28 protein-coding genes and 1 tRNA gene are annotated in these 24,992 nt (G+C 40.3%); 17 read left to right on the top strand and 12 right to left on the bottom strand.

Annotated features, from left to right (window positions below; all coding sequences use genetic code 11):
* Positions 1-53 precede the first annotated feature (53 nt).
* Complete coding sequence (locus SNE26_RS09950) at positions 54-2,843, bottom strand: TonB-dependent receptor domain-containing protein (protein WP_321559209.1); 2,790 nt, start codon at positions 2,841-2,843, stop codon at positions 54-56.
* 199 nt (positions 2,844-3,042) lie between these two features.
* Between SNE26_RS09950 and SNE26_RS09955 the strand changes: the two genes are divergently transcribed.
* On the top strand, positions 3,043-3,372 hold the full coding sequence (locus SNE26_RS09955; RefSeq protein WP_321559210.1) for a metalloregulator ArsR/SmtB family transcription factor: 330 nt from the start codon (positions 3,043-3,045) through the stop codon (positions 3,370-3,372).
* A 15-nt stretch (positions 3,373-3,387) separates the two neighbouring features.
* Here SNE26_RS09955 and SNE26_RS09960 read toward each other — a convergent pair whose 3' ends face one another.
* Complete coding sequence (locus tag SNE26_RS09960) at positions 3,388-4,581, bottom strand: hypothetical protein (RefSeq protein ID WP_321559211.1); 1,194 nt, start codon at positions 4,579-4,581, stop codon at positions 3,388-3,390.
* A gap of 678 nt (positions 4,582-5,259) precedes the next feature.
* Here SNE26_RS09960 and SNE26_RS09965 point away from each other — a divergent pair.
* The 4 genes from SNE26_RS09965 (at position 5,260) to SNE26_RS09980 (ending at position 7,905) form a co-directional block, all read left to right on the top strand.
* A complete protein-coding gene (locus SNE26_RS09965) occupies positions 5,260-5,595 on the top strand; it encodes a helix-turn-helix transcriptional regulator (RefSeq protein WP_321559212.1) in 336 nt (111 codons plus the stop codon).
* 172 nt (positions 5,596-5,767) lie between these two features.
* Positions 5,768-5,854 (top strand) — tRNA-Ser (locus SNE26_RS09970).
* A gap of 253 nt (positions 5,855-6,107) precedes the next feature.
* Positions 6,108-7,394 (top strand): site-specific integrase, encoded by a 1,287-nt coding sequence (locus tag SNE26_RS09975; RefSeq protein ID WP_321559213.1) that lies wholly within the window; start codon positions 6,108-6,110, stop codon positions 7,392-7,394.
* A complete protein-coding gene (locus SNE26_RS09980; RefSeq protein WP_321559214.1) occupies positions 7,387-7,905 on the top strand; it encodes an ORF6N domain-containing protein in 519 nt (172 codons plus the stop codon). The genes SNE26_RS09975 and SNE26_RS09980 overlap by 8 nt, the downstream gene beginning before the upstream one ends.
* A 52-nt stretch (positions 7,906-7,957) precedes the next feature.
* On the opposite strand, the gene SNE26_RS09985 is transcribed toward SNE26_RS09980, so the two are convergent.
* Entirely contained in the window at positions 7,958-8,236 is a 279-nt protein-coding gene (locus SNE26_RS09985; RefSeq protein ID WP_321559215.1) for a helix-turn-helix transcriptional regulator, read from the bottom strand.
* Positions 8,237-8,334: 98 nt separating this feature from the next.
* Between SNE26_RS09985 and SNE26_RS09990 the strand changes: the two genes are divergently transcribed.
* Entirely contained in the window at positions 8,335-8,562 is a 228-nt protein-coding gene (locus SNE26_RS09990) for a hypothetical protein (RefSeq protein WP_321559216.1), read from the top strand.
* A gap of 8 nt (positions 8,563-8,570) precedes the next feature.
* On the opposite strand, the gene SNE26_RS09995 is transcribed toward SNE26_RS09990, so the two are convergent.
* Positions 8,571-9,257 (bottom strand): hypothetical protein, encoded by a 687-nt coding sequence (locus SNE26_RS09995; protein WP_321559217.1) that lies wholly within the window; start codon positions 9,255-9,257, stop codon positions 8,571-8,573.
* Positions 9,258-9,473: 216 nt separating this feature from the next.
* On the opposite strand from SNE26_RS09995, the gene SNE26_RS10000 reads away from it, so the two are divergent.
* The 8 genes from SNE26_RS10000 (at position 9,474) to SNE26_RS10035 (ending at position 16,594) form a co-directional block, all read left to right on the top strand.
* Complete coding sequence (locus SNE26_RS10000; protein ID WP_321559218.1) at positions 9,474-9,752, top strand: helix-turn-helix domain-containing protein; 279 nt, start codon at positions 9,474-9,476, stop codon at positions 9,750-9,752.
* 4 nt (positions 9,753-9,756) lie between these two features.
* The gene (locus SNE26_RS10005) at positions 9,757-10,065 is read left to right on the top strand and encodes a hypothetical protein (protein ID WP_321559219.1); all 309 of its coding nucleotides are present in this window, start codon (positions 9,757-9,759) and stop codon (positions 10,063-10,065) included.
* A gap of 171 nt (positions 10,066-10,236) precedes the next feature.
* Positions 10,237-10,794: a BfmA/BtgA family mobilization protein gene (locus SNE26_RS10010; RefSeq protein WP_321559220.1), complete on the top strand. Its 558-nt coding sequence runs from the start codon at positions 10,237-10,239 to the stop codon at positions 10,792-10,794.
* A gap of 9 nt (positions 10,795-10,803) precedes the next feature.
* Positions 10,804-11,748, top strand: coding sequence for a DUF5712 family protein (locus SNE26_RS10015; protein WP_321559221.1), 945 nt, complete (start codon positions 10,804-10,806; stop codon positions 11,746-11,748).
* A 50-nt stretch (positions 11,749-11,798) separates the two neighbouring features.
* Positions 11,799-13,841 (top strand): conjugal transfer protein MobC, encoded by a 2,043-nt coding sequence (gene mobC, locus SNE26_RS10020; RefSeq protein WP_321559222.1) that lies wholly within the window; start codon positions 11,799-11,801, stop codon positions 13,839-13,841.
* Between the two features lie 133 nt (positions 13,842-13,974).
* Complete coding sequence (locus SNE26_RS10025; protein ID WP_321559223.1) at positions 13,975-14,688, top strand: 2OG-Fe(II) oxygenase; 714 nt, start codon at positions 13,975-13,977, stop codon at positions 14,686-14,688.
* Positions 14,689-14,700: 12 nt separating this feature from the next.
* Positions 14,701-15,549, top strand: a complete 849-nt coding sequence (locus tag SNE26_RS10030; RefSeq protein WP_321559224.1) for an aldo/keto reductase — start codon at positions 14,701-14,703, stop codon at positions 15,547-15,549.
* A gap of 145 nt (positions 15,550-15,694) precedes the next feature.
* Positions 15,695-16,594 carry a DNA glycosylase gene (locus SNE26_RS10035; RefSeq protein WP_321559225.1) on the top strand — a complete coding sequence of 300 codons (900 nt, stop codon included), beginning with the start codon at positions 15,695-15,697 and terminating at the stop codon, positions 16,592-16,594.
* A gap of 18 nt (positions 16,595-16,612) precedes the next feature.
* On the opposite strand, the gene SNE26_RS10040 is transcribed toward SNE26_RS10035, so the two are convergent.
* The 5 genes from SNE26_RS10040 to SNE26_RS10060 form a co-directional block, all read right to left on the bottom strand.
* Complete coding sequence (locus tag SNE26_RS10040; protein ID WP_321559226.1) at positions 16,613-16,876, bottom strand: Ada metal-binding domain-containing protein; 264 nt, start codon at positions 16,874-16,876, stop codon at positions 16,613-16,615.
* Positions 16,877-16,882: 6 nt separating this feature from the next.
* Entirely contained in the window at positions 16,883-17,473 is a 591-nt protein-coding gene (locus SNE26_RS10045; protein ID WP_321559227.1) for an alpha-ketoglutarate-dependent dioxygenase AlkB, read from the bottom strand.
* A gap of 24 nt (positions 17,474-17,497) precedes the next feature.
* Entirely contained in the window at positions 17,498-18,268 is a 771-nt protein-coding gene (locus SNE26_RS10050; RefSeq protein ID WP_321559228.1) for an isocitrate lyase/phosphoenolpyruvate mutase family protein, read from the bottom strand.
* A 31-nt stretch (positions 18,269-18,299) separates the two neighbouring features.
* The gene (locus tag SNE26_RS10055) at positions 18,300-19,115 is read right to left on the bottom strand and encodes a methylated-DNA--[protein]-cysteine S-methyltransferase (protein ID WP_321559229.1); all 816 of its coding nucleotides are present in this window, start codon (positions 19,113-19,115) and stop codon (positions 18,300-18,302) included.
* A 268-nt stretch (positions 19,116-19,383) separates the two neighbouring features.
* Complete coding sequence (locus SNE26_RS10060; protein ID WP_321559230.1) at positions 19,384-20,097, bottom strand: 2OG-Fe(II) oxygenase; 714 nt, start codon at positions 20,095-20,097, stop codon at positions 19,384-19,386.
* A 412-nt stretch (positions 20,098-20,509) separates the two neighbouring features.
* On the opposite strand from SNE26_RS10060, the gene SNE26_RS10065 reads away from it, so the two are divergent.
* The gene (locus tag SNE26_RS10065) at positions 20,510-20,929 is read left to right on the top strand and encodes a type II 3-dehydroquinate dehydratase (RefSeq protein ID WP_321559231.1); all 420 of its coding nucleotides are present in this window, start codon (positions 20,510-20,512) and stop codon (positions 20,927-20,929) included.
* A 79-nt stretch (positions 20,930-21,008) separates the two neighbouring features.
* On the opposite strand, the gene SNE26_RS10070 is transcribed toward SNE26_RS10065, so the two are convergent.
* From SNE26_RS10070 to SNE26_RS10080, 3 genes are all read right to left on the bottom strand, one after another.
* Complete coding sequence (locus SNE26_RS10070; protein ID WP_321559232.1) at positions 21,009-21,602, bottom strand: alpha-ketoglutarate-dependent dioxygenase AlkB; 594 nt, start codon at positions 21,600-21,602, stop codon at positions 21,009-21,011.
* Positions 21,603-21,666: 64 nt separating this feature from the next.
* On the bottom strand, positions 21,667-22,515 hold the full coding sequence (locus tag SNE26_RS10075; protein ID WP_321559233.1) for a methylated-DNA--[protein]-cysteine S-methyltransferase: 849 nt from the start codon (positions 22,513-22,515) through the stop codon (positions 21,667-21,669).
* An 80-nt stretch (positions 22,516-22,595) separates the two neighbouring features.
* Positions 22,596-23,414, bottom strand: coding sequence for a methylated-DNA--[protein]-cysteine S-methyltransferase (locus SNE26_RS10080; protein ID WP_321559234.1), 819 nt, complete (start codon positions 23,412-23,414; stop codon positions 22,596-22,598).
* Between the two features lie 159 nt (positions 23,415-23,573).
* Here SNE26_RS10080 and SNE26_RS10085 point away from each other — a divergent pair, with 159 nt between their 5' ends.
* Entirely contained in the window at positions 23,574-24,440 is an 867-nt protein-coding gene (locus SNE26_RS10085) for an alpha/beta hydrolase (protein ID WP_321559235.1), read from the top strand.
* Positions 24,440-24,988, top strand: a complete 549-nt coding sequence (def, locus tag SNE26_RS10090; protein ID WP_321559236.1) for a peptide deformylase — start codon at positions 24,440-24,442, stop codon at positions 24,986-24,988. The genes SNE26_RS10085 and def overlap by 1 nt, the downstream gene beginning before the upstream one ends.
* Positions 24,989-24,992: the final 4 nt, after the last annotated feature.

Raw genomic sequence — 24,992 nt, forward strand, 5'->3', positions numbered from 1 at the left:
ATTTTGCTTTTTTTCGATTTGAATCAGTTGTTTTAAGTTTGTTGTATTAGTTGTTAAAAGGTATAGTTGAATGAAAGGGCATAGCTTGAACCAGGGAAGTAACTCCTGAATATATAACCCGATCCGGATGGGATATAAGGCTTGCCATCAAGCTCATATATGAAATTGTATTTCTGGTTAAGTACATCCGTAGCGCTTAACTTGATCTCGCCTTTACTTTTCAGCACTTTGTAACCAACCTGAAAGTCAAGCACATTTCTCGGTTGCTCATATACGCTCGAAAACCTTTCGCCGCCGGCATAAAAGATCCTTTTACCAAGCCTGTTAAACAATACGTTCACTGATAACTTATTGTCGAGCTCAGTATGCTGCAAGCCGGCGTTTATCACATATGGTGATTGCCCCACCAACGGACGGTTTTTCTCAAGCCTTACTACGCCATCATCAGGGTTGGTCACTTTTGATTTATTGATGGAAAGGTTAGCATATGCTGTAGTGGTTTTAAAGAAAGAACCACCATTTATAAAATCAAGCGTTTTGCGGGCTTCCATCTCAAAACCATACACATACGCCGATTTTGAATTAAAATAGCTAATGGTGGTTGAAGAATTCTGATCGTCTATTTTAGGTTCGATAGCATTCTGGAATTTTTTATAAAAAACTGAGAAAGATAAGATCTGCCCCGCAGAAGGATAAAATTCATACCTCAAATCGGCATTATCAATCAGTGTACGTTTCAAATCAGGCTCACCCTGTAAGGTTGCCAGTAACTCGTAATCGTAATAAGCAAAAGGTGCAAGTTCCCTAAATTCGGGACGGGCGACAGTACGGTAATATGACGCCCTGAAATTTGCTTTTTGCGTTAAGCTATAAGTGAAGTTTACTGACGGTAAAAAGTCTGTATTATCAAGCTCGGCGCGGGGCTGTTGTACGGCAACCTCTTCTGTACGTAGTTTTAGATTAAATTTTTCAACCCTTAAACCATATACTATCCTGATTTTTTCGCTGAACTTACTATCCAGCATAGCATAGCCGGCGTTGGTTAAGCTGTGGGCATTATACCTGTCTGTTGGGTTTGAAATTTCATCAAGCGAATAAAGACCGGTATTAACAAGATTTGGGCCAAAAATAGTTTGGATAGGCCTTTGCAATATGGTATTGATATCGTAATCGGAGTTGTTGGTATTGATAACAAGACCAATAAATCTTGCATCAAATTTCCTGTCGCGATATTGTGAATTAACACCAAGCTTAAGTGTGCTTTGTTTAAACAAGTTAACCGGCAGGTTAAAATCAATTTTACCAGAGTAGATATTTTCCGTTAAATGCGAGAAAACGCGGGCGTTTTCTTTGCTCAGGTTGGTAACCTGGGCATAAAATGACTCCCCTGCAGCGCTTTGCCTATAATTGGTTTTACGCTGGTCAGGCTGGTCATTAATAATATTGCTGTAACCCAGGTTCCATTTTAACTTTGAACTTTTGGGGCCAAGCGCATGTTCGCCTTCGAGCGTAGTTTTAAACAACGATTTTTCGAGCAGGTCATTAGCATAAAAACGGCTATCGTAACTTCCGTTACTGGAATTTGACCCTGTACGGTAAGTAAACTGATCATCGAAAACACGATTGTAAAGATTTTTTAGCGTGATTTTATTTTTGCCAAAGCTATAGGCAAAATTTGCGAGCGCACCAACATTGGTCGAAAATTTATACTGCGCATTATGATAATTATAATTATCAAACTGTTGTATCAAATCGGGCACTATAGTTTGTGAGTTGCGGTAAGTTAAAGCCACAGTAGTACCCAGCCTGTTTTTATTAGCGCTAAGCTCTTTTACGTTACCTATAGTAAGCTGGTAATTTTGACTTGGCAAAGCAGTGCTTTTATAAATATTAAAATCGTTATTAAGGCTCCTTATTGATTGGATTGTTTGTGTTGTGCTTAACTTTTTGTTAACAATTTGATTAGTTGTGGGAAAATTGCTCACCAGCTTACGGGTTCCGTCGTCAAAACCAAAGTAATCGCTGGTAGCGCGAAAACCGCTTTGAAAATCTTTAAATGTGCTTTGAGTGTTGTAACCATAACCTATACCAAAGCTTACAAAGTTTTGGTCGGGGATATCTTTAGTAATAATTTGCACGTTACCGCCGGCAAAATCGCCCTGAATATCAGGAGTAGCTGTTTTGCTGATGATGATATTTTCAATAAGGTTTGCGGGTACAATATCAAAAGAGAAGGCTTTACGGTTAGGTTCGGTACTTGGCAGCGGTGATCCATCTAAGGAAGCTGTATTATACCGATCGCTCAGACCTCTTACCACAACAAATTTATTGTCCTGTATAGTAGTACCGCTTACCCTTTTCAAAACATCGCTTGTACTGCGATCAGGCGATCTTTTGATCAGCTCTGATGAGATACCGTCAGAGATAGACGCGCTATTTTTTTGAACTGCATATAAGGCAGCAACCGAAGCCTGGCGGTAAGTAGCTTTTACAACTACTTCTTTAAGCGCTGTTGAAGTTGCAGTATTTAAGGCGATATCAAGCGTAGTAGCCGCTCCTGCCTTTACCTCAACATCTGATATCGACTTGCTTTGATAGCCGATATATTTAATAATCAGCGTATATTTTCCGGGTTTCACATCGGCTAATACATAACTTCCATCTACGTTAGTAGCAGCCCCTCTTTGAGAACCTTCAATACCAACTGTAGCGCCAATAAGGGTTTCGCTTGTTTTTTGATCAATAATTTTACCAACAATTTTCCCGTTACCCTGGGCGAAAGCACCAGTGTTAATGAGAAATACAGATAAGGCTAACAGGAGGAGAGTTTTGATTCTGTTCATAAATTTTTAATGACGGGGCAAAAGTATCCTCGTTAAATTAAATTTATGTTAAGCCAAAATTATCAAATCGAATATCTTGAATATTAAATTAAATTGACAAGATTCGATTTTATTCAACTCATGAAGATTAGATGAAGGCACCAGCCCTCAGTTGTTTATGTTTAGATATGAATTATATATTTGTAACTCATATTTAAACATGGCTAATCACAAAAAGACTGAGTTTGCCGCAACAGACCAGGATATATCAATGATAGCAAAGGCGCTGTCGCACCCGGCAAGAATCGCTATTATGCGTATTTTGGCGCAGCACCGGCATTTTACCTGCGGCGAAATAGTTGAAATACTTCCGTTAGCCCAACCAACGGTGTCCCATCATTTAAAAGAATTGATGGATGCCAGGCTGATCATGGTTGCAATTGACGGTAAAAAATCATTGTATGATGTAAACTGGCCAACATGGAACAGGTATACTGCCGAATTTGAAAATATGCTCAGTGCTATTAACAATGCGGAACAGCAGGCCTGATATGCTCCCTCCTGTTTATGGGTTATATTCATACACAACTTTATAGGGTACCTGTTTAAGCGAAGCAGACACCTGCCCTATCTTAAGATCATGTAATTGCGGGGTAGGCTCACAAAATGAATAAGCTTTTCCTTTATAGAACAAAGGTTTTCCCACTGGTTTATCAAACTGCACGGCCATAGTAATATGGGTTGGATATAACACGGCTATCATCGGCAAATTGTAGATCTCTTTAACCAGGTAAAAAAACAAAGCAGCACGGTCATCACAATCACTGTATTGGGCAAACAGGGTCTCTTCCGGGCTTAACCGTTTTTCCCGGCCAAAGTTCATATCATCGTTTTCATACAAAAATGCATATCGGGTAAAATGCATCAGGTAATCAACTCCTTTCGTAATATTCATGCTGCCCACATTTTTTTTTAACAAAGGGATCAGCGATCCATAAGTTTCCTTGCTCAAAGGGATATTGAAGTAGGATTCAAAATCCACTACCGGATAATTCCTGAAAATGGAATCGACCAGGGGATTAAGCTTAATCCTGAAATAGTATGCCTTGTGCCGGTAAGTAAACTGCAGGTCCTTTTCAACATAATCTGTAGGCGTAAAATCAGGCATTCGGGTAACCTTATATGAAAATGAGTTTATTGCACCGGGTACATTGATATCCACAGGAACAGCAGCCTGTGTTGTAAGATCAGTACCCGGATAATCATGAATATTCAGGCACATGTACTTTTTATCATGAACTGTATATGAAGGAATATCTGATATGTCTTCGTTATTGTAAACATAAAAGATAATCTTTTTCCCAGCCAGCGCCAATCGTGCATCATAACCCGATTTAACCATCAGGAACCATTTATATAAGGTATACTTACTGTAATTTTTTTCCTTAGGGCTTATCTGCTGAACAGTTTTACGCACAAGCTGGTAATACAGCCAATCATCAAGCTGGTGATCTTCTTTATAACTCAACAATGCTTTGATTAAAGGTTTATAATAATCAGCGTTAACATTATCATAAAAGTTCTTTATATTTTTTACGGATAGCTCAGGCGTTGGGTCAACAATAGCTAAAGTATCTGCATCTGCATTAAATGTACCATCATAAAAAGCAAAACAAATCCTCCTGTTGCTTTGGGCACACAAATTAGCTGTACTTAAAAGCAACAAACAATAGAATAATATTTTAACATATCTGCTCATTGCAAACACATCATTTTACTTATAGAAGGGTAAAAGCTTTTTGGTTTATATCTAATATACAAAATTGCAAATTAAACACCAATTGACTTAATATTATTTTAATCATTTAACAACACGATATTAATACTGCACATGTAGATTTGAAATTGGAAAATCACGGTTCATGAGGACAGTAACGTTAGGTAAAAGAATACTATGCTTATTTATAGCCATAGGATATTTCTTTTTTTCGTGTTTGTATGTTACACGATGTCCCAAAATTGCCGGCCATGCCAAAACAGGAAAGTTTTTAACACTTAATAATAGAACGGTAAAACAAAACGGTCTCGTTATTTCAAGCACAACTAACAGCAAATCGGTACCCGTTCTTTTTTTATCCCGCCCTCGGGTCATTTTCGGCAAAAACTTACTTGTATTAAGTAATCAGTCCAGGTTAATCCATACTTGTGACTTATGTCCATTTCGGCCCATATCACAATATGATGCTCAAAACAGATTTAGGGCTCACAAGATTTTTTATACCGCAAATATCCTTTCCATTATCCGTACCTGGAGAATCTGAGCTATCTGCTTCCCTCCTGCCGATACCTTTACATTACTTTCTTAAATTTTTATTACCTGCATTGACAGCAATTAACGCTGTTATATTAATTCATTTAAAAACCGCATGAATAAGTTATGCCTTATTTCAACTTAAAGTTTTCAGACACCGATAAGGAACTTGCTAATTTTGCAAAAGCACTCGCCCTACCTGTCAGGATTGCTATTGTCCGTATCATTATGACTAACGGCAATTTAGTATCAAAAGAAAATTTATATAGCATCCCGTTTAACCAGGAAACAATAACCAAGCATCTTGCTGAATTAAAACGGATGGGTATTGTGAAGACTCATGGCTTGCGTAGCTCAATTAAATACAGCCTCGATGAACGGTTGTTTCGGCAAATGGCCGATGGATTTGCAATGCTATTTGAAAATATGAGGGCATTTGAGCATGAGCTGCAGAATTACTGAGCCGTTTATAAACGCATTTAATGAATTCCGCAGCCTAACGTGATTGATTAAAAAAAAAATTAGAATTATAATAATCTGATAAACAGGCCCTGAATTATAACATTTACTTAACCTGCGCTTAAAGTTGCAATTCAGATTTGGCAATTCGGTTCAGATTTGTACTTTTGCGCCCGGAGAGTTGGCAGAGTGGTCGATTGCGGCAGTCTTGAAAACTGTTGAACTGTGAAAGGTTCCTGGGGTTCGAATCCCTAACTCTCCGCAAATTTTTATAGAGAAACGAATTAAAAGCCTGCAAATCAAATGATTGCAGGCTTTTGTTTTTTTGGTAAAAACTCTATTTTATTCACCAATTCCCTATAAAAAAGGGCTTAATTCGGTGAGTAATTTCTGGAAGCTTTTCTACTCACCGAATTGCGCATAAGTTTCTAATATTCAGCATATTCAGAAATTGAACATCTTGATTTAATGATAGTTGCAAAGCTAAATTTGTTTCACTTTTTAATGTTAAAAACATGAAAACTAATTTTAGCCTGCTTTTCTATTTGAAAAAGCAAAAGAACTACAAATTCGGCCCTGCCGCTATCTACATGCGAATTACCGTTAATGGTAAGCGATCTGAAAACTCCACAGGGCGTGAATGCGAGCCATCCCGCTGGAATGCCCATGCCGGGCGCGCCAATGGTACTAAGGAAGTAACAAAGTCGCTAAATGCTTATTTAGACGATCTGCAAAAGAAAGTCTATGAAGCCCACAGCCAGTTAACCGAAGCGGACGAAATGATCACAGCGGAAAGCATCCGCAACAAGTTTATGGGCAAAGGCGAACAGCCACGATCTTTAATTGAAATATTTAAAGACCACAATCAAAAAGTAGCTGCGCTTATTGGCAAGGAATATACCAAAGGCACTTTGACCCGCTACCAGACCGCCCTAAAGCATACCGTAGACTTCCTGAAATGGAAACATAACTTAACCGATATAGATATTAGAAAGGTAGATCATGCCTTTCTGATGGATTTTGAATTTTACCTGCGTTCTGAACGTAAGTGTGCCAATAATTCTGCGATTAAGTATATCCGCAACTTTGGCAAGATCATACGTATTTGTATCGCCAACCGCTGGCTGACGTATGACCCGTTTTTAAATTATAAGAACAAGATCAAAACCGTTGACCGGGTTTTCTTAACCACAGAAGAAATACAGGAAATGGCAGATAAGGACATGGCTACCGAACGGTTAACACAGGTACGGGATATTTTCCTGTTCTGCTGTTTTACCGGGCTGGCCTACGCTGATGTAAAGAAGCTTCGTAAATGGGATATAGTAATCGGTATTGACGGTGAGAAATGGATTACCATTAAAAGGCAAAAGACCGATACCCCATCACGTATTCCTTTATTGCCTGCCGCCACTACCCTGATACAACGTTATGCCGAACACCCGCAATGTGAAAGCAGTGGCAGGGTGTTACCGGTATTGAGCAATCAGAAAATGAATGCTTATCTTAAAGAGATCGCGGATGTATGTGCCATAGCAAAGCCGATCACCTTTCATATTGCCCGCCATACATTCGCCACTACGGTAACGCTTTTGAACGGTGTCCCGATTGAAAGCGTGTCGAAAATGTTAGGCCATACCAATATCCAAACCACACAGCACTATGCGAAGATTTTGGATATTAAAGTCGGTGCGGATATGGCTTTGCTGAAAAAGAGGCTTGCACCACCACCAAGAACCATTAAGCCGAGGCAAAGGCCAAATCAACTGCTAATTCAGAAAGGAAACCAGGAATATGAGTAAAGAGATCAGCATTCCCGAAGAAAGGGTATTAACAAAAATCATTTTGATCGGGAACGAGAAAGTAATTTTAGACGTACATCTTGCCGAGTTATACGGCGTGGAAACCAGGGCCTTGAAACAGGCCGTCAAAAGAAATTTAGGCAGGTTCCCGCCCGATTTTATGTATGAACTTACGGAACTGGAGGTTGAGGAAGTGGTATCACAAAATGTGATACCACACAAAAAGTTCTTTGGGGGTGCCGTCCCCTACGCCTTTACGGAAACAGGGGTAGCCATGTTAAGTTCGGTATTAAAAAGCGAAAAGGCGGTAGAAATGAATATCCTGATTATCCGCACATTTGTGACGTTAAGGAAAATGGCCTTAAATCATAAGGAGATCATGCAGAAGCTGGAAGCAATGGAATTGGGAAACAGCAAAAAATTCAAGGAAATTTACGAGGCTTTAAATTTTCTGTTAAACCCGCCCAATCCGCCCCGGAAACGCATCGGCTATAAGTCAGATGATCTATAAACAAAAAGCTTGCCCTTACCGGGTAAGGGCAAGCTTTAATATTTTAGCCCCGCTATATTTCTTTATCAAAGTTTAATAAATCTTTAGGCTCCACTTCCAACGCCTTAGCCAGTTCCGCGATAGAGAGTAGCGTTACATTTAATTTTCCATTTTCATAGCGTTGAATATCAGCATACTCAACATTACATAACAAAGCCATTTTCCGTAAGGTCAGTTTTTTAGCCTGTCTTAAAGATTTAAGCCGTATTCCGAATTGTATTAATATTCCTTTATCTGTTTCGCTAACCATTTCTCCTTGTAAATGATTAGGAAAGTTGAAATAATATAACATTAAAATTGTTGTGTCAAAACACAACAAAAACTATCTTTACTCAATAGGCAATAAATCAGACTTAACAATCAGTTTAAACCACTTAATTACATTAGGATATGAATAATAGCCATCCACTTTTACAAAAACTGGAAGAATTATTCCATGATGAACCGTTTGACCCTATTGAAGAAGAACTTTTCAAGTGGTTTATGTTTGTCTATATGGGCAAAGGAAGCGGTATTAAGGATTTGGACAGTATGAATTTTGAAGTGTTTAAAGGCAAACTGAATATTTTAATTGATGCGGTTTACGAGTGGCATCGGGAAAAAAATATAACGGGCTGACATCTGCTCTAAATAATAGGAAGTGGCGCTTTTAACTCAGGATAGTGATTTTCAAAATCCAAAAGAAATTCAACCAAATCCCCCTGATCCCAAAAACTATTTGTATCATTCTTATTTTTTAAAATCAGGGGCAAATCATGGAAAGATGCTTTTATCTCGAAGTTACCCCATTTTGCTTCTTTTAGTAATTCTCCTGTTTGGCTATCAAGGACTTTATTTGTGAAGTGAAATTTGCCATTGTGTGCCGCGGCATTTCTTATATGCCTGAAAAATTGCCATACTGGAGTATCAGCCAGGTTAAAGGATAGAATTTTCTCCCAGGCTACAATTATAGTCAAGTGGGTAAGTTCAATATTTTTATCTGTTATACCCGCTGTATCAATCACAAATTGAACCGCTGATGTGTTAGTGTCCATTCTGTAATCGCGCGCCGTATCTTTTGTTCGAAAGCCAGGGACAAAGATTTGGGGCGTAAATGTCCTTGTTCTGAAAATCTGATCTTTTACCTCTGCTGGAAAATCAAATTCGTTTATATGATTTACAAACTCGCTTCTATCTGGATATTCTTTCATCTTTAAAATGAAAAAACCTCTTGAAAATAATTCGTTTATCCCGAATTGAGTATAAGCTAATGTTACTATGGAATCGTAAAAAAAAATATTCTTATCTAAATTATGAATGTAATTTTCTGTCATCGACTAATGTTTGTATGATTTATAATTGACTGTTTTATAAGACAATAAGCAAATCTAATCATTTATATGAAGCGAGTTTGAACTTATTACTCCAGTATTCTTAACAAACGATAATTATTTTAGGGATATCCCTAAATGACCTAACTCCCCCTTTAAAGTCTCACCACATTTGCACTATAAACCGCAGGCCACCAGCCTGCCAAATGCAAATAAGATATGACCACATTAGATTTAATCACCAAACAAGACCTCGAACAGTTCAAGAACGAACTGTTTGCAGAGTTAAAGAAACTCGGTATCAACCCCACTACCGAACAGTCCGGCAAACAATGGCTCAAAAGCGCCGAAGTGCGCAAACTGCTGAAAATCTCTCCCGGCACCTTACAGAACCTGCGTATCAACGGCACCTTATCCTATACAACAGTTGGCAGCATCCTGTATTACAAATACGAGGACATCTTAAAAATACTGGAACGCAACACCATTAAAAACTAAGCCGATGAAGTTAGCGACCCAGGCAGACCGGTTTCTCCGCAGGGCGGCAAACGATGACCGTTTGCTGCCATCCCATATCAGCTTATACATGGCCATGTTTTATTACAGCCCTGATAAACCCGGCGACCACTTCCAGGTCAGCCGTAAAAAATTGATGTGTTTTTCGCGCATCAAGTCGATAGCAACTTATCATAAATGTATCAAGGAACTGGTAGCCTACGGCTACGTTGATTATCAGCCAAGCTATGACCCCTATCAGGCAAGCAGCGTGGCGTTGCTAACGCATACGGGCAAGGCCCGATATACGGATTAGGAGCGTCCAATTTTGAAAAAAAATTGGAGCGAGCGGAAGTTGGGCAGAGCCCAACTTTGCTCGCCGTTTGCCCTGCAAACGGGGTTTTACTTATACTCCGGGTATAAGTTGTTCACCTGAAAGTACCGTCAGCAAGGAAAACACCATAAGTCAACTTATAAGTGGAATGAAATGAGTACAAGAGATAACTATAAAAAGACACTGCGCTTTTCCGATGAAACAGATGAAAAATTGGGTAAGCTGGCTGATAAGTGCGGCCTCAGCAAGTTCCAGTTTTTCAACCTGATGGTTGAATATTTTCACCGGACTAAAAAAGATCCGCGAGACGTGAACGATGAAATGCTGAAAAGTACATTGCTGAAAAATCACGATACCTACATCCGCTTCATTCGGGCCCAGGAAGAAAAAATATTGATACCAGTTAAGACGGAGATAGACCGCATGATACAATCGCAGCTAAAGATCATAGATTTTTTTAATACGCGTGTTCTGAAGGCTAATACCGATCAGGCCGACCGTCAGGAACAGTTTAGTCAAAAACTTAGGGAGACAGTACAGTTATTAAAACTTATTGTGGAAAAGACAGATACGAAGGAAAATCTGAAAGTGAAATTTCTTTATATCCTCAACACCTATATCAAAACAAGAGAAGCATTCGGTTTCACCTCATCTGCAAAGGATAAGGACGACTTGATACAGCTTACACGGCAACAGATTGCCAAACTATAAAGGAGCGCAATGTTTATCAATATTACAGACAGCGAAACAGCGGACAACAAAGGTTCCAGCCGTGACCTGGTTCACTATCTCGATAAAGAGAACCGGCTCAATACAGCCATGCAGCCGGAGCTTTGGTTTAATGGCCTACGGGACAGCATACCATCCGATGAAGCCCGAACTGCTATTGACCGTAATGTTGCCAAGTTAGGAAAGAATGACGCGAAATTCTTTTTGGTCAATATCAGCCCAAGTAAAAAAGAGCTTGCTCACCTGATCGGAAAATATGGAGAGGATGGCGCGAAAGATCAATTGAAGGCTTACACAACGCTCATGATGGATGAATATGCGCAAAATTTCAAAAGGCCGGGGATAGAGGATAATTCAAACCTGCTTTGGTTTGCCAAATTGGAGAATTACCGTTATTTCTCCCATAAAGACCCCGAAGTAAAACAAGGCATTCGCAAACGAGGAGAACGTAAAGAGGGCGATCAAATGCATATACAGGTGATAGTGAGCCGCAAAGACATAACCAACTCTATAAAACTCAGCCCTATGAATAAGTCCCGCGGCAAAAACGTTGAACATTCAAAAAAAGTGGGACAGTTTGACCGTTCGGCATTCAAAACGTCTGCCGAAAAAGTTTTTGATTCCCGCTTTGAGTTTGACCGGGGCTTGATGGAAACTTTTCGCTATCACAATGTGCAGAAAAATGGCAGCTTGGAACAACGGCTGGCGCTCGATGCGAAAAAGGCCAATCATGATCGGTCGGAAAAATTAGCGCCTGTTGCTATCGATAAGCAAATAAAAACCATTCAGGAACAGCCGCTACACTATGTTACTTCAAAATCATTCCTTCAGGCAGCCCTTGCCGGGCGGGGCAATGAAAGCGCACCGAGCATAGATAGAAAGAAACGAAAACGAAGAAATAAGGGCCAGCAAAATGATCAGGGCTTAAACCTGTAATTGAGGCTTAAAAATTGTAAACAGTCCCGTAACGGACAGAAAGGAATGTTATGCAAACCGGAGAAGATACCAATGGATTGAGGAAAATAATAGACCTCACCAGATTGATCAGCATTTTTATTTTAGCTATTCACTTTTATATATGCTGTTATAAGGCATTTGCTGAATGGCACTGGACAGCGACCATCACCGACAGAATAGTGGCTAACATCGCCAAAACCGGCCTTTTCAGCAATATGCTGAGGCCTAAACTGGCGGCGCTGTTATGCCTGGCTATATCATTAGTTGGGGTAAAGGGAAGAAAAGACGAAAAGATCAATTACCGCATGATACTGGCTTACCTGTTAACCGGCCTGTTAATCTATTTTATCAGTGTATTATGCTTTTACCTGCACACATCCCTACTCTTTATAGCGGCGGCCTATATAGTGCTGACCATTACAGGTTATCTGCTTACCCTTACAGGCGGGACTTATTTATCCCGTTTACTAAAAGATAAACTTAGCAAGGATGTATTCAATTCTGAAAACGAAACCTTCCCGCAAGAGGAACGCCTGCTCGAAAATGAGTATTCTGTAAACCTGCCTGCTAAGTATAACTTACGTGGCAAGGTCAGAAGCAGTTGGATAAATTTTATTAATCCTTTCAGAGGGCTGTTAGTGGCTGGTACACCAGGAGCTGGTAAATCTTATTTCGTAATAAGACATGTCATCGACCAACATTTGAAAAAGGGGTTTTCTATGTTTCTATATGATTTTAAGTTCGACGACCTTACAAAGATCGCTTATAACAAGCTATTACAATACCGCCACAATTATAAGGTAAAGCCTAAATTTTTTGTGATTAATTTCGATGACCTTAACCACAGCCACCGTTGCAATGCCTACTATCCGCAAAGTATGGAAGACATTACCGACGCGGCTGAATCTTCAAGAACCTTTATGTTGGGACTAAACCGGGAATGGATTAAAAAACAAGGCGAATTCTTCGTAGAATCAGCCATCAACTTTGTTACTGCATTAATCTGGTTCCTAAGGAAATATAAGGATGGCAAATATTGCACCGTACCTCATTCAATTGAGTTGGCACAGGTAGAATACGATAAATTATTTGCTGTACTTTATCAAGAAGAAGAAATCAGGGTGCTGATCAATCCTTTTATTTCTGCTTACCAAAACAAGGCGATGGCGCAGTTAGAGGGCCAGATTGCCAGTGCTAAGGTAAGCCTTGCTCGCCTTTCCTCACCACAACTATATTATGTACTTTCCGGCAATGACTTTACATTGGATATAAATAACCCGGAAGAACCTAAGATCGTGTGTGTCGGTAATAACCCGCAGAAGCAGCAGGTTTATGGTGCGGTATTATCACTTTATATATCAAGGATGATCAAATTGGTAAACCGGCGCGGGCAGTTAAAGAGCAGTCTGATCTTCGACGAGTTTCCAACGATCTTTTTCAATAACATTGATGGGCTGATCGCAACGGCCAGAAGTAACAAGGTATCTACCACTTTAGCTGTACAGGATTTTAGCCAGCTAAAAAAGGACTACGGCGTTGAACAATCCGATGTCATTACCGGAATCGTAGGCAACGTTATCAGTGGACAGGTAACGGGTGATACAGCTAAAAAGCTTTCAGAAAATTTCGGCAAGATCGTGCAGGATAAGAACAGCATGACGATCAACAGCGGCGATACTTCCTTTTCTAAAGCGACACAGCTTGATTATGCGATACCAGCTTCAAAGATAGCGATGCTTTCTTCGGGTGAATTTGTTGGCATTGTAGCTGATAACCCTGATCAAAAAATACAGCATAAAATGTTTCATAGTGAAATCCAAAACGATCATGCAACGATTGCTAAGGAAGAAGCTAAGTACAAATCCATTCCGTTGGTTGAATATGTTTCACCGAGAGATGTAGAAGAAAATTACCAAAAAATAAAGGCTGATGTAAATATGCTTATTTCGGAGGAAATGGAAAAGATTGACGTCCGGAAGCCGAAAGAAGAAAACCAAATTCAAGAGGTGGAGAAGAAAGAAAAAATGAAAGATGATGTCGGCACTAACGATGAATTAAATATATCCATGTAATTCAATGTATTTCATAACACCATTTGAATAATTTACTATCACCGCAAGAATCGGGTTTTCTATCGTTTGGGATGACGCTATTTTTGATCTATCGATACAGGGCATATATCCCTATTTATTCAAATATGAAATTATGAGCACAATAATAGAGCGTTTAAAAGCGAAAGATTGGACAACGGTTACGGAAAATTTGACAAGTTGTGGCTATGCTGTGGTAAGTGGGGTGTTAACACCCGATGAATGCGGAAGCTTTATTGAAGCTTATAAGGAAGATGAAAACTATCGTAAAACTATTTCAATGGAGAGGTATCGTTTCGGGATCGGCGAATATAAATATTTTGAATATCCCCTCCCTGATCTTATTACAGACATTCGCGAAACGGTATACGCATATATCGCTCCCGTTGCCAATCAATGGATGGAAGATTTAAATATGGACACTCGCTTCCCGCCTACACATGAGGAATTGAAAATTTTATGTAATAAACATGAGCAGACCAAGCCAACTATACTTATACTTAAATATGGAACTGGGGGGTTTAATACCCTTCATCAGGATTTGTATGGTGATATTTATTTCCCGATGCAACTTGTTTTGTTTTTAAACGAAGTAGATGAGGATTATACAGGCGGCGAATTTGTACTCACCGAATCAATTCCACGTGCCCAGTCAAAAGCTAACGTCATTAAACCTAAGAGAGGCGATATGCTATTGTTCACCACCAAATTCCGTCCGATTAAGGGAAAGAAGGGTTATTACAGGGTCAGTATGAAACATGGTGTAAGTCCACTACACAGTGGAAACCGCCATACATTGGGTATTATTTTTCACGATGCATTAAATTAATACAATATAACTATGGAAAAAGACAAAGCGACATTAACATTTAAGATCGGCGGAACATTGGAAATTAACCGTCTTGGCTATGGAGCGATGCAACTTACGGGTAAAGGCGTTTTCGGAGATATTGAGGACCGCGAAAGTGCGAAGGAAGTATTAAGACAGGCTATTGCACTGGGTGTTAACTTCATAGACACGGCGGAAGCCTATGGTCCCGCAACCAACGAGATATTGATCGCAGAAGCGCTTCACCCTTACGAGGCCGGTGTTATCATAGCAACCAAAGGTGGATTTAGAAGACCGGGGCCCGCTGAGTGGATACCCAATGGAGATCCTGGCTTTATTCGGGAGAATATTGAGGACAGTCTTAAGCGCTTGAAAGTGGAAACCATCGACCTATGGCAATTGCACAGGGTAGACCCGGAAGTGCCACTGGAAAAAACCTTGGAGCCAGTTGCAGCCGCAGTGAAAGCGGGCAAAATCCGTTACGTTGGGCTTTCGGAGGTTACGGTGGCACAGATAGAACAGGCCAGAGAAATTCTGCCAATTGTATCAGTACAGAACCTGTACAATCTCAGTGATCGTAAATGGGAAGATGTATTGGATTATACCGCTGCCAATGATCTGGCATTTATTCCCTGGTTCCCGCTGGCATCTGGCCCCGCTGCCATGGCAGACAAATTAGCTGACATTGCAAGGAAGCACAACGCTACTGTTGCACAGGTCGCACTTTCCTGGCTCCTAAAACGCTCTCCCAATATTTTACTGATTCCGGGCACCAAGTCTGTAGCGCACCTGGAGGAAAACATGCAGGCGACAAAGGTGAACTTAAGCGAGGAAGACTTCGAAATACTTTCAAAACAATAAAACAAGAAAGGCCCTAATAAGGGCCTTCTTCATTATTATGGATTTCTTTTGGTAGTATTGGCAAAACCTCATAAAATAGCTATTCGGTATTTTTTTACCGCAAAAAACGGGTTGTTGGGTTCCAAGATCACCATACCTTTGCATAATGAGTAAAAGTATAATCACTATTCCCATAGACGCATCTTTTAGTTTTTCAGAATGCTTATGGTATCTGAATCGAAATTTTGATGACTGCTTACATCAAATCGGTAAAGATTATATCATCAAATCTCTGAAAATTGACAAAAATCAGGTCTTGTTTAAAATATCAGCGGAAGAAAACGCTCTGAAAATTGCCATCCAGCAAGGCTCTGAAGACACAGCAACTCAGGATACGATTAAGGACTATGTTATTGAATGGCTTGACCTGGAGAAAGACCTTGATCCGTTTTACAAACTACTAAAAAGAAATAATGCATTGGCTTATATGATCAAAGATTTTCAGGGACTTCGCCTGGTAGGCATCCCGGACTTGTTCGAAGCCGTGTGCTGGTGTATCATCGGACAACAGATCAATCTCACGTTCGCCTATAAAATCAAAAGAAGGTTAGTAGAAAAATATGGCGACAATATGATACATAACGGCACGGTTCATTACACTTTTCCTACTGCCCAAATACTTGCTGATGCTGATGAGAAGGATTTGAGAGCTATGCAATTGTCGGCGAAAAAAGTGGAGTATCTTGTGACAACTGCAAAAGCTTTTGCAGAAGGGCTGATTAGTAAAGATTTATTGATTGCGATGCCTGATTTTGTGTCCAGACAGAACGCATTAACCAGCCTGAAAGGTATAGGAGTATGGACAGCTAATTATTCCCTGATGAAAAGTCTAAAAGAACCCTCTTGTATTCCTTTTGGTGATGCCGGGCTTTTAAATGCACTTGTCGCCCATCATCTTATCAAAGACAAAAAAGACGTACAGGGGATAGTTCATTTTTTTCAACAAGTTCCTGGGTGGGAAAGTTATATGGCTTTTTATTTTTGGCGAAGTCTCTCTATCCAATAAAGCGATCACAGGAGCATTTTATTTAATCTGGGCTTTCCACACTTTGTATTTCTCCGGCATACAATGTCCGCATGGCCGATATCCGGCATTTATCGCCTCCTGTTCACTTCCGAAGAAAACCCGGTTCTCTATTTTCATCCTTTTACCAGAAGAGCAACTCAATTTTCCATAGATTTTGCCTGGTCTGTAGCCCCCTAATTTAATAGTTCCATTTCTGATCAATTTTCCAAGCGCTGATTTCCGGCTGTTCTGGTCGTTACCTAAGTCTTTATGATTAATCATGGGATTTTAGGTAATAATGTTCCTGAACGTAATATTAATTCTCGCCTGGGTAATCTTAACCTCTTTAGGGATGCTATGAAACCAGTGATGTTGTGTCGAACCGCGCATTAACAGAAAACTGCCACTATTAAGGAGCACACTCTCTTTTAAAGATTTGTCTTTTGCGTGTCTTAGCTGAAAAGTGCGCGTTGTTCCGAAACTTACTGAGCCGATTACGGGATTAATGCCTAATTCTTTTTCATTATCACGATGCCAACCTACACTGTCATTGCCATCCCTGTAATAATTGAGCAAGGCACTGGTAAATGTATATCCGGCTATCTGTTCAATACGGTACTTGATGGCCAATAATTCACTTGTCCATAGATGAGGATGCATGGTAATACCTGAGTAACTATAACGCTTTTGGGGATCACCATACCATGCCGTCAATCGGGGCTGCATAATCTCCCTGCCAGCGATTATTATTGGCTCCTGTTTCCAGGCGATGTTTTTTATTAAATCCTCGTATAAGGCTGCACTTTCCTGTTCATTGAATATGCCGGAATATAAATATACTTCTCCATCACGTGATAGCAAATTAGCTGGTTGTTCCATGTTTTTTTTAATGGTGAGTCTGAATTATTTAAATAAAACCGCGAAATCCCATAGTTGTGCCAGATCGTTTAAGATCGTTTCGAGCGAATTGTACACTGCCGCTTGTGCAGCACCACCGCTGCTGATCCTTTTGACGCCCAACTCTTGTTGCCTATCGTAAGAAGGTACTCCAGGAAGAATATAGGTGTTAATGGGTAAGCTGGTATGGTTAACGGCAATTGTAATATCTTCTTCCTTAGCTATTCCCGGGATAAAAATGCCATCCGCCCCGGCTGTTTCAAAGGCGCTGATCCTTTCCAGTGTTACATTTAATGCTTCGGGGTTCCCTAAAAGGAAAGCATCAGTTCTGGCGTTGACAAATAGATTATACCCCTTTTTATCGAGAAAGGTGCGAATGCTTTTCAATGTAGATGCGAATGGTTCAATAGGAACCTGATACCTTATACCTCCTAAAACTACCGAATCCTCAATATTGATTCCTGATATGCCAATTTTCACCAGCCGCTCCAGGTTAGCGTTGAGTTCCTCCATATCGCTACAATAACCTGCTTCCATATCTATTGAAACCGGAATCGTGACGGCTTTGATGATATGTTTCGCCATGAAGAATAATTCTTCAAAGGTCATTTCTTCACCATCCTGATAGCCAAGAATACGGGAAATAGCGGCACTCGAAGTGCCGACTGCTTGAAAACCAGCCTGTTCTGCCAGTCTTGCGCTGTGTGCATCCCATATATTGCCGATGAATAAAGGACTATCCTGCTGGTGCAATTGTTTGAAATTATTAAAACACATAGTTAAGTTATTAATGTATCGTGTGTACAATTTATCCTCTTGTTGCTTCCCATCCAATTATAGCCGCTTTACGACGTGCACCCCAATGGTACTGCCCCAATTCGCCGGTTGATTTGATCACCCGATGACAAGGAATCAGATATGCAATGCGGTTATCACCCAGTGCTAAACCAACATCTTGCGCCTTACGTGGCTCACCGATGGCCCTTGCAATTTCCCCATAGCTTACGAGCGTACCCGCAGGTACCTTCATTAAGGACTCCCATATCTTGTATTCGTATTCTGTTCCTCTCACATGGAGTGAAAGAGAAGAAGGATTATCATTGACACCTGAAAGGAAGTCAAGTGCGGCTTGCTGAAATGCATCGTATTGTTTTACAAAAACAGCGTTTGGAAACCTGTTTTTTAAACCCGCAAATGCCCTTTCTTCGGCATTTTTAAAAAATGATAAATGACATATTCCCCGATCTGTGGCAGCTATGATTATACTCCCAAATGGCGATTGTGAGAAACCGTAATTAATTTGCAGATTTTCTCCGGCCTCTCCGTATTCTTCCGTGGTCATCTTTAAAAAGACAGGCTGCTTATAATTTTGATCGTCATTGTCCAATGAGTTTTTAGAAGCGGCGATTTTACCCTTGCCATAGTCTATAGTAAGGTATTGTTCAAATTGCCGAAAAGGTATCCCGGCCCATTGTTCAAATGCCATTTGGAGCCCGGTTCTTTTTTGTTGCTCGTCCTTTGAAAGTGTATCCTGATTAAATAAGTCGCTGTTGTTGCTGTCCTTACTTAGTAAGTCAATTGCTGTTAATACTTTATCAAAGTCAATTTCTTTTATCTTTTCCATCGCCTTCATTTTTTATACAAAGGTATGGTGAGCCAGGAAGGGTTAAAACCCGTTTCTTGCGTTGTTTCATGCGGAGAAATACCGAGTTTTAAAGCAGCAAAGCGGGTTCAGGCGATATTCTCATAAGAAAACAGGAGCTGTTAACAGTTGGAAACGGAGAAAATGAAAAATTAAAATGCAACTGGTCAGCCTGTATGATAATAAATGTTAAAAAGGAATATAAATCGTTGTTTATACCTCCATTATTTATATAGACCTAAGTAGTTGATCAAGATTTTGCATCATGAAAAATAATTCCCAAAGTATGGCGATTGCCACTTGCAATTGTGGCTACTCCGTGTTTCACGGTAACCCGGTAATATCCTTTAGCGCCTTTGGCTGGCCTGAAATTGGTAGTAAATGCCATTATATCACCTTTCTTCGGTTTGAGAACGTGGGTTCTCGACTGCGCCATGGGAATATTTTCTGTGAGCACGAACTCCCCACCAGTGTAATCTGTGTCAATATCGTCCAGAAAAATCAGGATCTGCATTGGAAAATAAACCTCACCATATAAATCCTGGTGCATGGCGCACCAACCACCCTCACCATAACCAAGTATCAGGGCAGTGGCTTTTTCCTGGCCATTTTCACGGCATTTTTTTATGAACTCATCATGTTTTTGCGGATAATGTTGGTTAATTTTTAGCACCTCCATCCATTTGTTGGCGACTGGGGCAAGATATTCATACATTTGTTCCCGCAATTCGGTAATTATATCAGGTAAAGGATAGGTGAAATATTTATAAACCCCTTTCCCGAAACGATAACGTTCCATAACCACTGTTTTGCGGTAGTGGTTTTCGGCTTTGAAGGCTTCCATTAGTGTGTTGCACTCTTCGTCCGTAACTACGGCGGGGATGGCGGCGAAACCATGCCCATTGAGTTGTTCTCTAATTTTAACCCAATCCTTTTCTTTTAGGCGATCTGCTATTGTTTGCATCGTAATATTCCTTTAGTATCGTATAATGTAGTTGATAAAGGCAAAATTATGTATGCTTTCCCCGCCTTAAAACCCGATTCTTGCTAACTATATACGATAAGGCATAAAAACATCGCAATAAACGGGTTGCATTTTCGGCTTGTCAAACGCAATTTCGCCGTTGATTTGCCATAACATGTGAATATATTTATGCAAATCGGTTCTTCTATTTTTAAACTATGGATAAAACCACATTTGAAATAACCGTAAATGGATTGTTCTATTTTAAAAAATGTTTATAGTACCTGGACGGGAATTTTGATGATTGCTTGCCGTGTGTTCCTAATGCGTTAGGCAATACAGTCATAAATATTCCCACGAACTCATTTGTCTGGTCACCCTATTTATTAAACCATTTAATACTACTAAACGAATGAATATTCAAATTATCAACGGCCCAAACTTAAACCTGCTTAGCGTTCGCGAAAGATCGATATATGGTGGTGTAGACTTTGAAGTGTTCCTAACGGATTTGCGCAAACTCTATCCTGCCATTCATATTGATTACTTCCAAAGCAATGTGGAAGGAGAGTTAATTGATAAATTGCAAGAGGTAGGATTTACTTATACAGGTGTCCTGCTAAATGCGGGTGCCTACACACATACGTCCATAGCAATTGCCGATGCGATTTCAAGTATAAACACACCTGTAGTTGAGATCCATATATCCAACGTGCATAAACGGGAAGCATTCAGACACACATCCTTGATATCCAGCGCTTGTAAAGGCATAATTACTGGATTTGGCCTGAACTCCTATAGATTGGGTATTGAAAGCATAATAACATCCTAAAGCGCAGTATCTTCTCATCTTGCCTCTATCAAAAATGGAGCTATCAATTGCTTTTTAAAAATAGCGCTTTGACCTATCATTATTCGATAATTGTTCTGAATGTCAAATTGATTCTTGGACGCAGGGTTTTTGTCGAAGGCGGCAAACTGTGCAGCCAGTGGGACTGAGTTGCTCCTTTCATCACCAATAGGCTGCCTTGTTCAAGTAAAACAGAAGTCGTAACCCTGGATGTTTTATGTTTGAACATAAACTTTCTTTCAGCACCCAAAGTGAGAGACGCAATAGTTGTGTTTTTTCCGAGACTGGCCTCGTCATCGCTATGCCAGGCCATAGCTTCTGACCCATCATTATATAGATTTAACAAACAGGAGTTGAAGCGGTATGCCAGCTTATTTTCAACAAGTTGCTTTAATTCCAGTAATTCTGTAGTCCAGGACAAAGCCTGGCGAGTAACCCCGGAATAGGTATAACTATAGGTATGGTCTCCATACCATGCTACTTTCCTTTTGGTACTTCGCAGTTCTCCGTTGACAAAGACCTGATCATTTTTCCAGGGAATTTTTACCAAAAGGGAAGTAAGATGGTCATCCGGGTTAGTCAACAATCGGCCATAATAATTGACTTCTCCGTCATAGGGTAGCAAATTATCACCATACGCTGAAAACAAATCCATAGATAGTGTTTGGTTAATGATTAAAAGCCCTTAGCTTATCAATGTTATTCTTTCACACTAAACTTTACGAAGTATGTACCCTGGAAGCCTCCCATCCAATGATGGCATTTTTGCGGATGGCTCCCCAATGATATTGCCCGAGTTCTCCGGTTGACTTAATTACCCGATGGCAGGGTATCAGAAATGCTACCGGATTGTTGCCAATGGCTGTACCTACCGCTCGCGAAGCTCCAACGTGGCCGGCTTTTTTTGCGAGGTCGGCATATGTAGTCAATCCTCCTGCGGGAACGGAAAGCAGTGCCTCCCATACCTTAATCTGGAAATCGGTGCCTTTTAAGTGAAGTTTTATTTCATCCAGTTTGCTCCAGTCCTGACTAAAAACAAACAGGGCGTTTTGCTGAGACATGTCAACTAACTGGCTGTAACGCGCATTGGGGAAAATCGTTTTTAACTGCGTTAATGCCGGTTCGGTGCCTTCATCTGCAAATGCCAGGTGGCAAACACCTTTATCTGTCGAAGCCACGATTACTTTACCAAAAGGGCTGTCAGCAAAAGAATAGTTAATATTCAGAGATTCTCCGCCGTTTTTGTATTCTCCAGGAGTCATGCCTTCTACTTTGATAAAAAGATCATGTAACCTGCCAGTTCCTGATAAACCTGTTTCAAATGCAGTATCGAAAAGTGTAGCGCCGGTTTCTTTTAACATTTCCTTCGCATGCTCTACGCTAAGATACTGTAAGAATTGTTTTGGCGTAACACCCGCCCAGCTTTGAAACATTCGTTGAAAATGAAAAGGGCTCAAATTCACTTGCTCAGCCGCTTCTTCCAATTTAGGATGTTTTTTATAATTGAACCGAAGAAATTCAATCGCATCTGCTATTCTTTTATAATCTATTTCTTGTTGCGTTTCCATGATTATTTAATAATTTTTATACAAATCTACGGTGATGAAGTCCACTTGAAAACCCGATTCTTGCGGAGTTTTAGGGGTGTCTATATTATATCGCCTGCTAAGACAGTCGCCAACTCGCGGGCAATCAGGGCCGCCTTTAGTTCAGGCCCCCAGTAATATTGATTAAATGTACCATCAGCCCGTACAACCCGGTGACATGGGATCAGATAAGCAATAGGGTTATCACCAACCGCTTTTCCTATAGCTCTCGCGTTTTCTTTGTTGCCCGCAAGGAATGTGTAGGATACCAGACCACCGACAGGTATTTGCAGTAATTTCATCCAAAGGTTTAACTGGAATGATGTTCCTTTTAAGTGAAGTCTAACTTTTTCCGATTGCTTAGATGGCTCTGTAAATGCAGCTATAGCAAAACGGTGATCATGATCCTGGCAATTTGTATAGGTAGCTCCTGGGAAACGTCGCTGCAATTCTTTAAGACCAACAGACTGATCTTCATTTGTAAACCCGACGTAACAAACTCCTTTCCCTGTAGAGGCAATGATTACTTCTCCAAAATCCGTATTATAGAAGTGATATGAGATACTCAATTTACCAGATTTGTACTCATCCGGTGACATTTTCTCAATAATCAATTGTCCATTACTTATTTTCTCCCTTTTTAGTCGTTCTATCGTTTTCTCTATTCTTTGCTTGATAAATATTGGCTCCAGATAGGGTACGAGCATTTCCGGGGCTATTCCATTTAACCATTCCGTTAAAAATGTATGATTTTCGGATAATTCGATATCCTGCTGTAATTGTACACCTTTTATGGGAAACAACTCACTTTTTTGCGCCCGGTAATAGGAAATAATTCGTTCTATCATCTTGAAATTGATGCCGCTTTTATCTGTGTCCATGATCCATTTTTTTTGCAGCACAAACATAGCTTCGCACGGATATTAGTAAAACCCGATTCTTGCTAAGGCAATAAATAACAGTGATCAGATTAATTCCGCAAGAAACGGGTTTTACCGAAAATCTCACCGACTTAGATTCGTGGTTTAAATTCTTAGCATATGGACAAGCATCAATTTGAACAACAACGAAAATTCGCTTTAACTCCCTCGGGTAAAATTGCCTACATAGAACGGGGAACAGGCCCAGTGAGCTTATTTGTGCATGGCCTTATTGTCAATGGCTACCTGTGGCGTCACCAGTTGGAGGATCTGTCAACCATACGCCGCTGTATCGCAATAGATCTGCTGGCACATGGTTCGACTGAAATAACCCCTGAACAGGACGTATCCTTTGAAGCCCAAGCCGAAATGCTAAAACAATTCCTGGATGCATTACATATCGATCAGATAGACTTAGTTGCTAACGATAGCGGGGTTGGCATATCGCTCATCTTCGCGGCAAGGTACCCTGAAAAACTACGCAGCCTGACCCTTACGAATGGCGATGTGCACGATAACTGGCCACCAGTGAATTTCTCCGGTTTTCTGGATATGGTAAAAGCTGGAGGATTAGCAAATACTTTTCATAAGATGATTACCGATCCTGATTACTACCGGTCGGAGAACGGTTTTGCCGGAGCTTATGAAGATCCGCAAGCCGTTTCAGATAATACTGTGGCCGCTTATATAACACCTCTCCAAACAACGCCGCAACGGATAAAGAATATGGAACGGTTTATCATGGCATTTGACAATAATCAAACGGTGAGAATCGAAGATGATCTGAAAAAATTGAATGTACCGACACTAATCATATGGGGTACAGGTGATCCATTCTTTGGTGTGGAATGGTCTAAATGGCTGGAGAAAACGATACCTGGTCATGAAAAAAGGGTTGAACTGGAAAGCGCGAAAATGCTCTTCCCGGAGGAACGGCCAGATGAACTGACACTTGAACTCCGAAAATTTTGGGCTCCAAATAAATAATGATACGACCTATCGTCTTATATGGATCTCCGTTTTTGCGGGAACGTTGTGTTAATGCCGATATAACGGACAACAATTTATCGCGCCTTCTGAAGGATTTAAAAGATACAATGAAGCACGCGGGAGGTGCGGGTTTGGCAGCACCGCAAATAGGTGTATGTATGCGGGTTTTTGTGGTAGAGACAGTATCGAGCTATCGGTCTTTACGGTCCAAAGAACGAATTATATATTTTAAAGGCGATACAGGGATTGAAGAAGTATTTATCAATCCGGTGATTACCTGGCGATCCGCTGACACAAATGACGACAAAGAAGGATGCTTAAGTATCCCGGGATTGTCAGGTGTGGTACAGCGTCCGGATTCAATTAAAATACAATATCTCGATGGAAATCTTCAAAAGTGCACTCAAATTTTTGCCGGGTTTACAGCCCGGATCATACAGCATGAATATGACCATATTGAAGCTATACTTTATATTGATAGATTGCCTGCTGCTGAACGTAGAAAAATGCAAGATCAGTTGCAGGGACTAAAAGAACACAAGTAAACTA

The sequence above is a fragment of the Mucilaginibacter sp. cycad4 genome (genome assembly GCF_034263275.1).
Taxonomy (GTDB): domain Bacteria; phylum Bacteroidota; class Bacteroidia; order Sphingobacteriales; family Sphingobacteriaceae; genus Mucilaginibacter.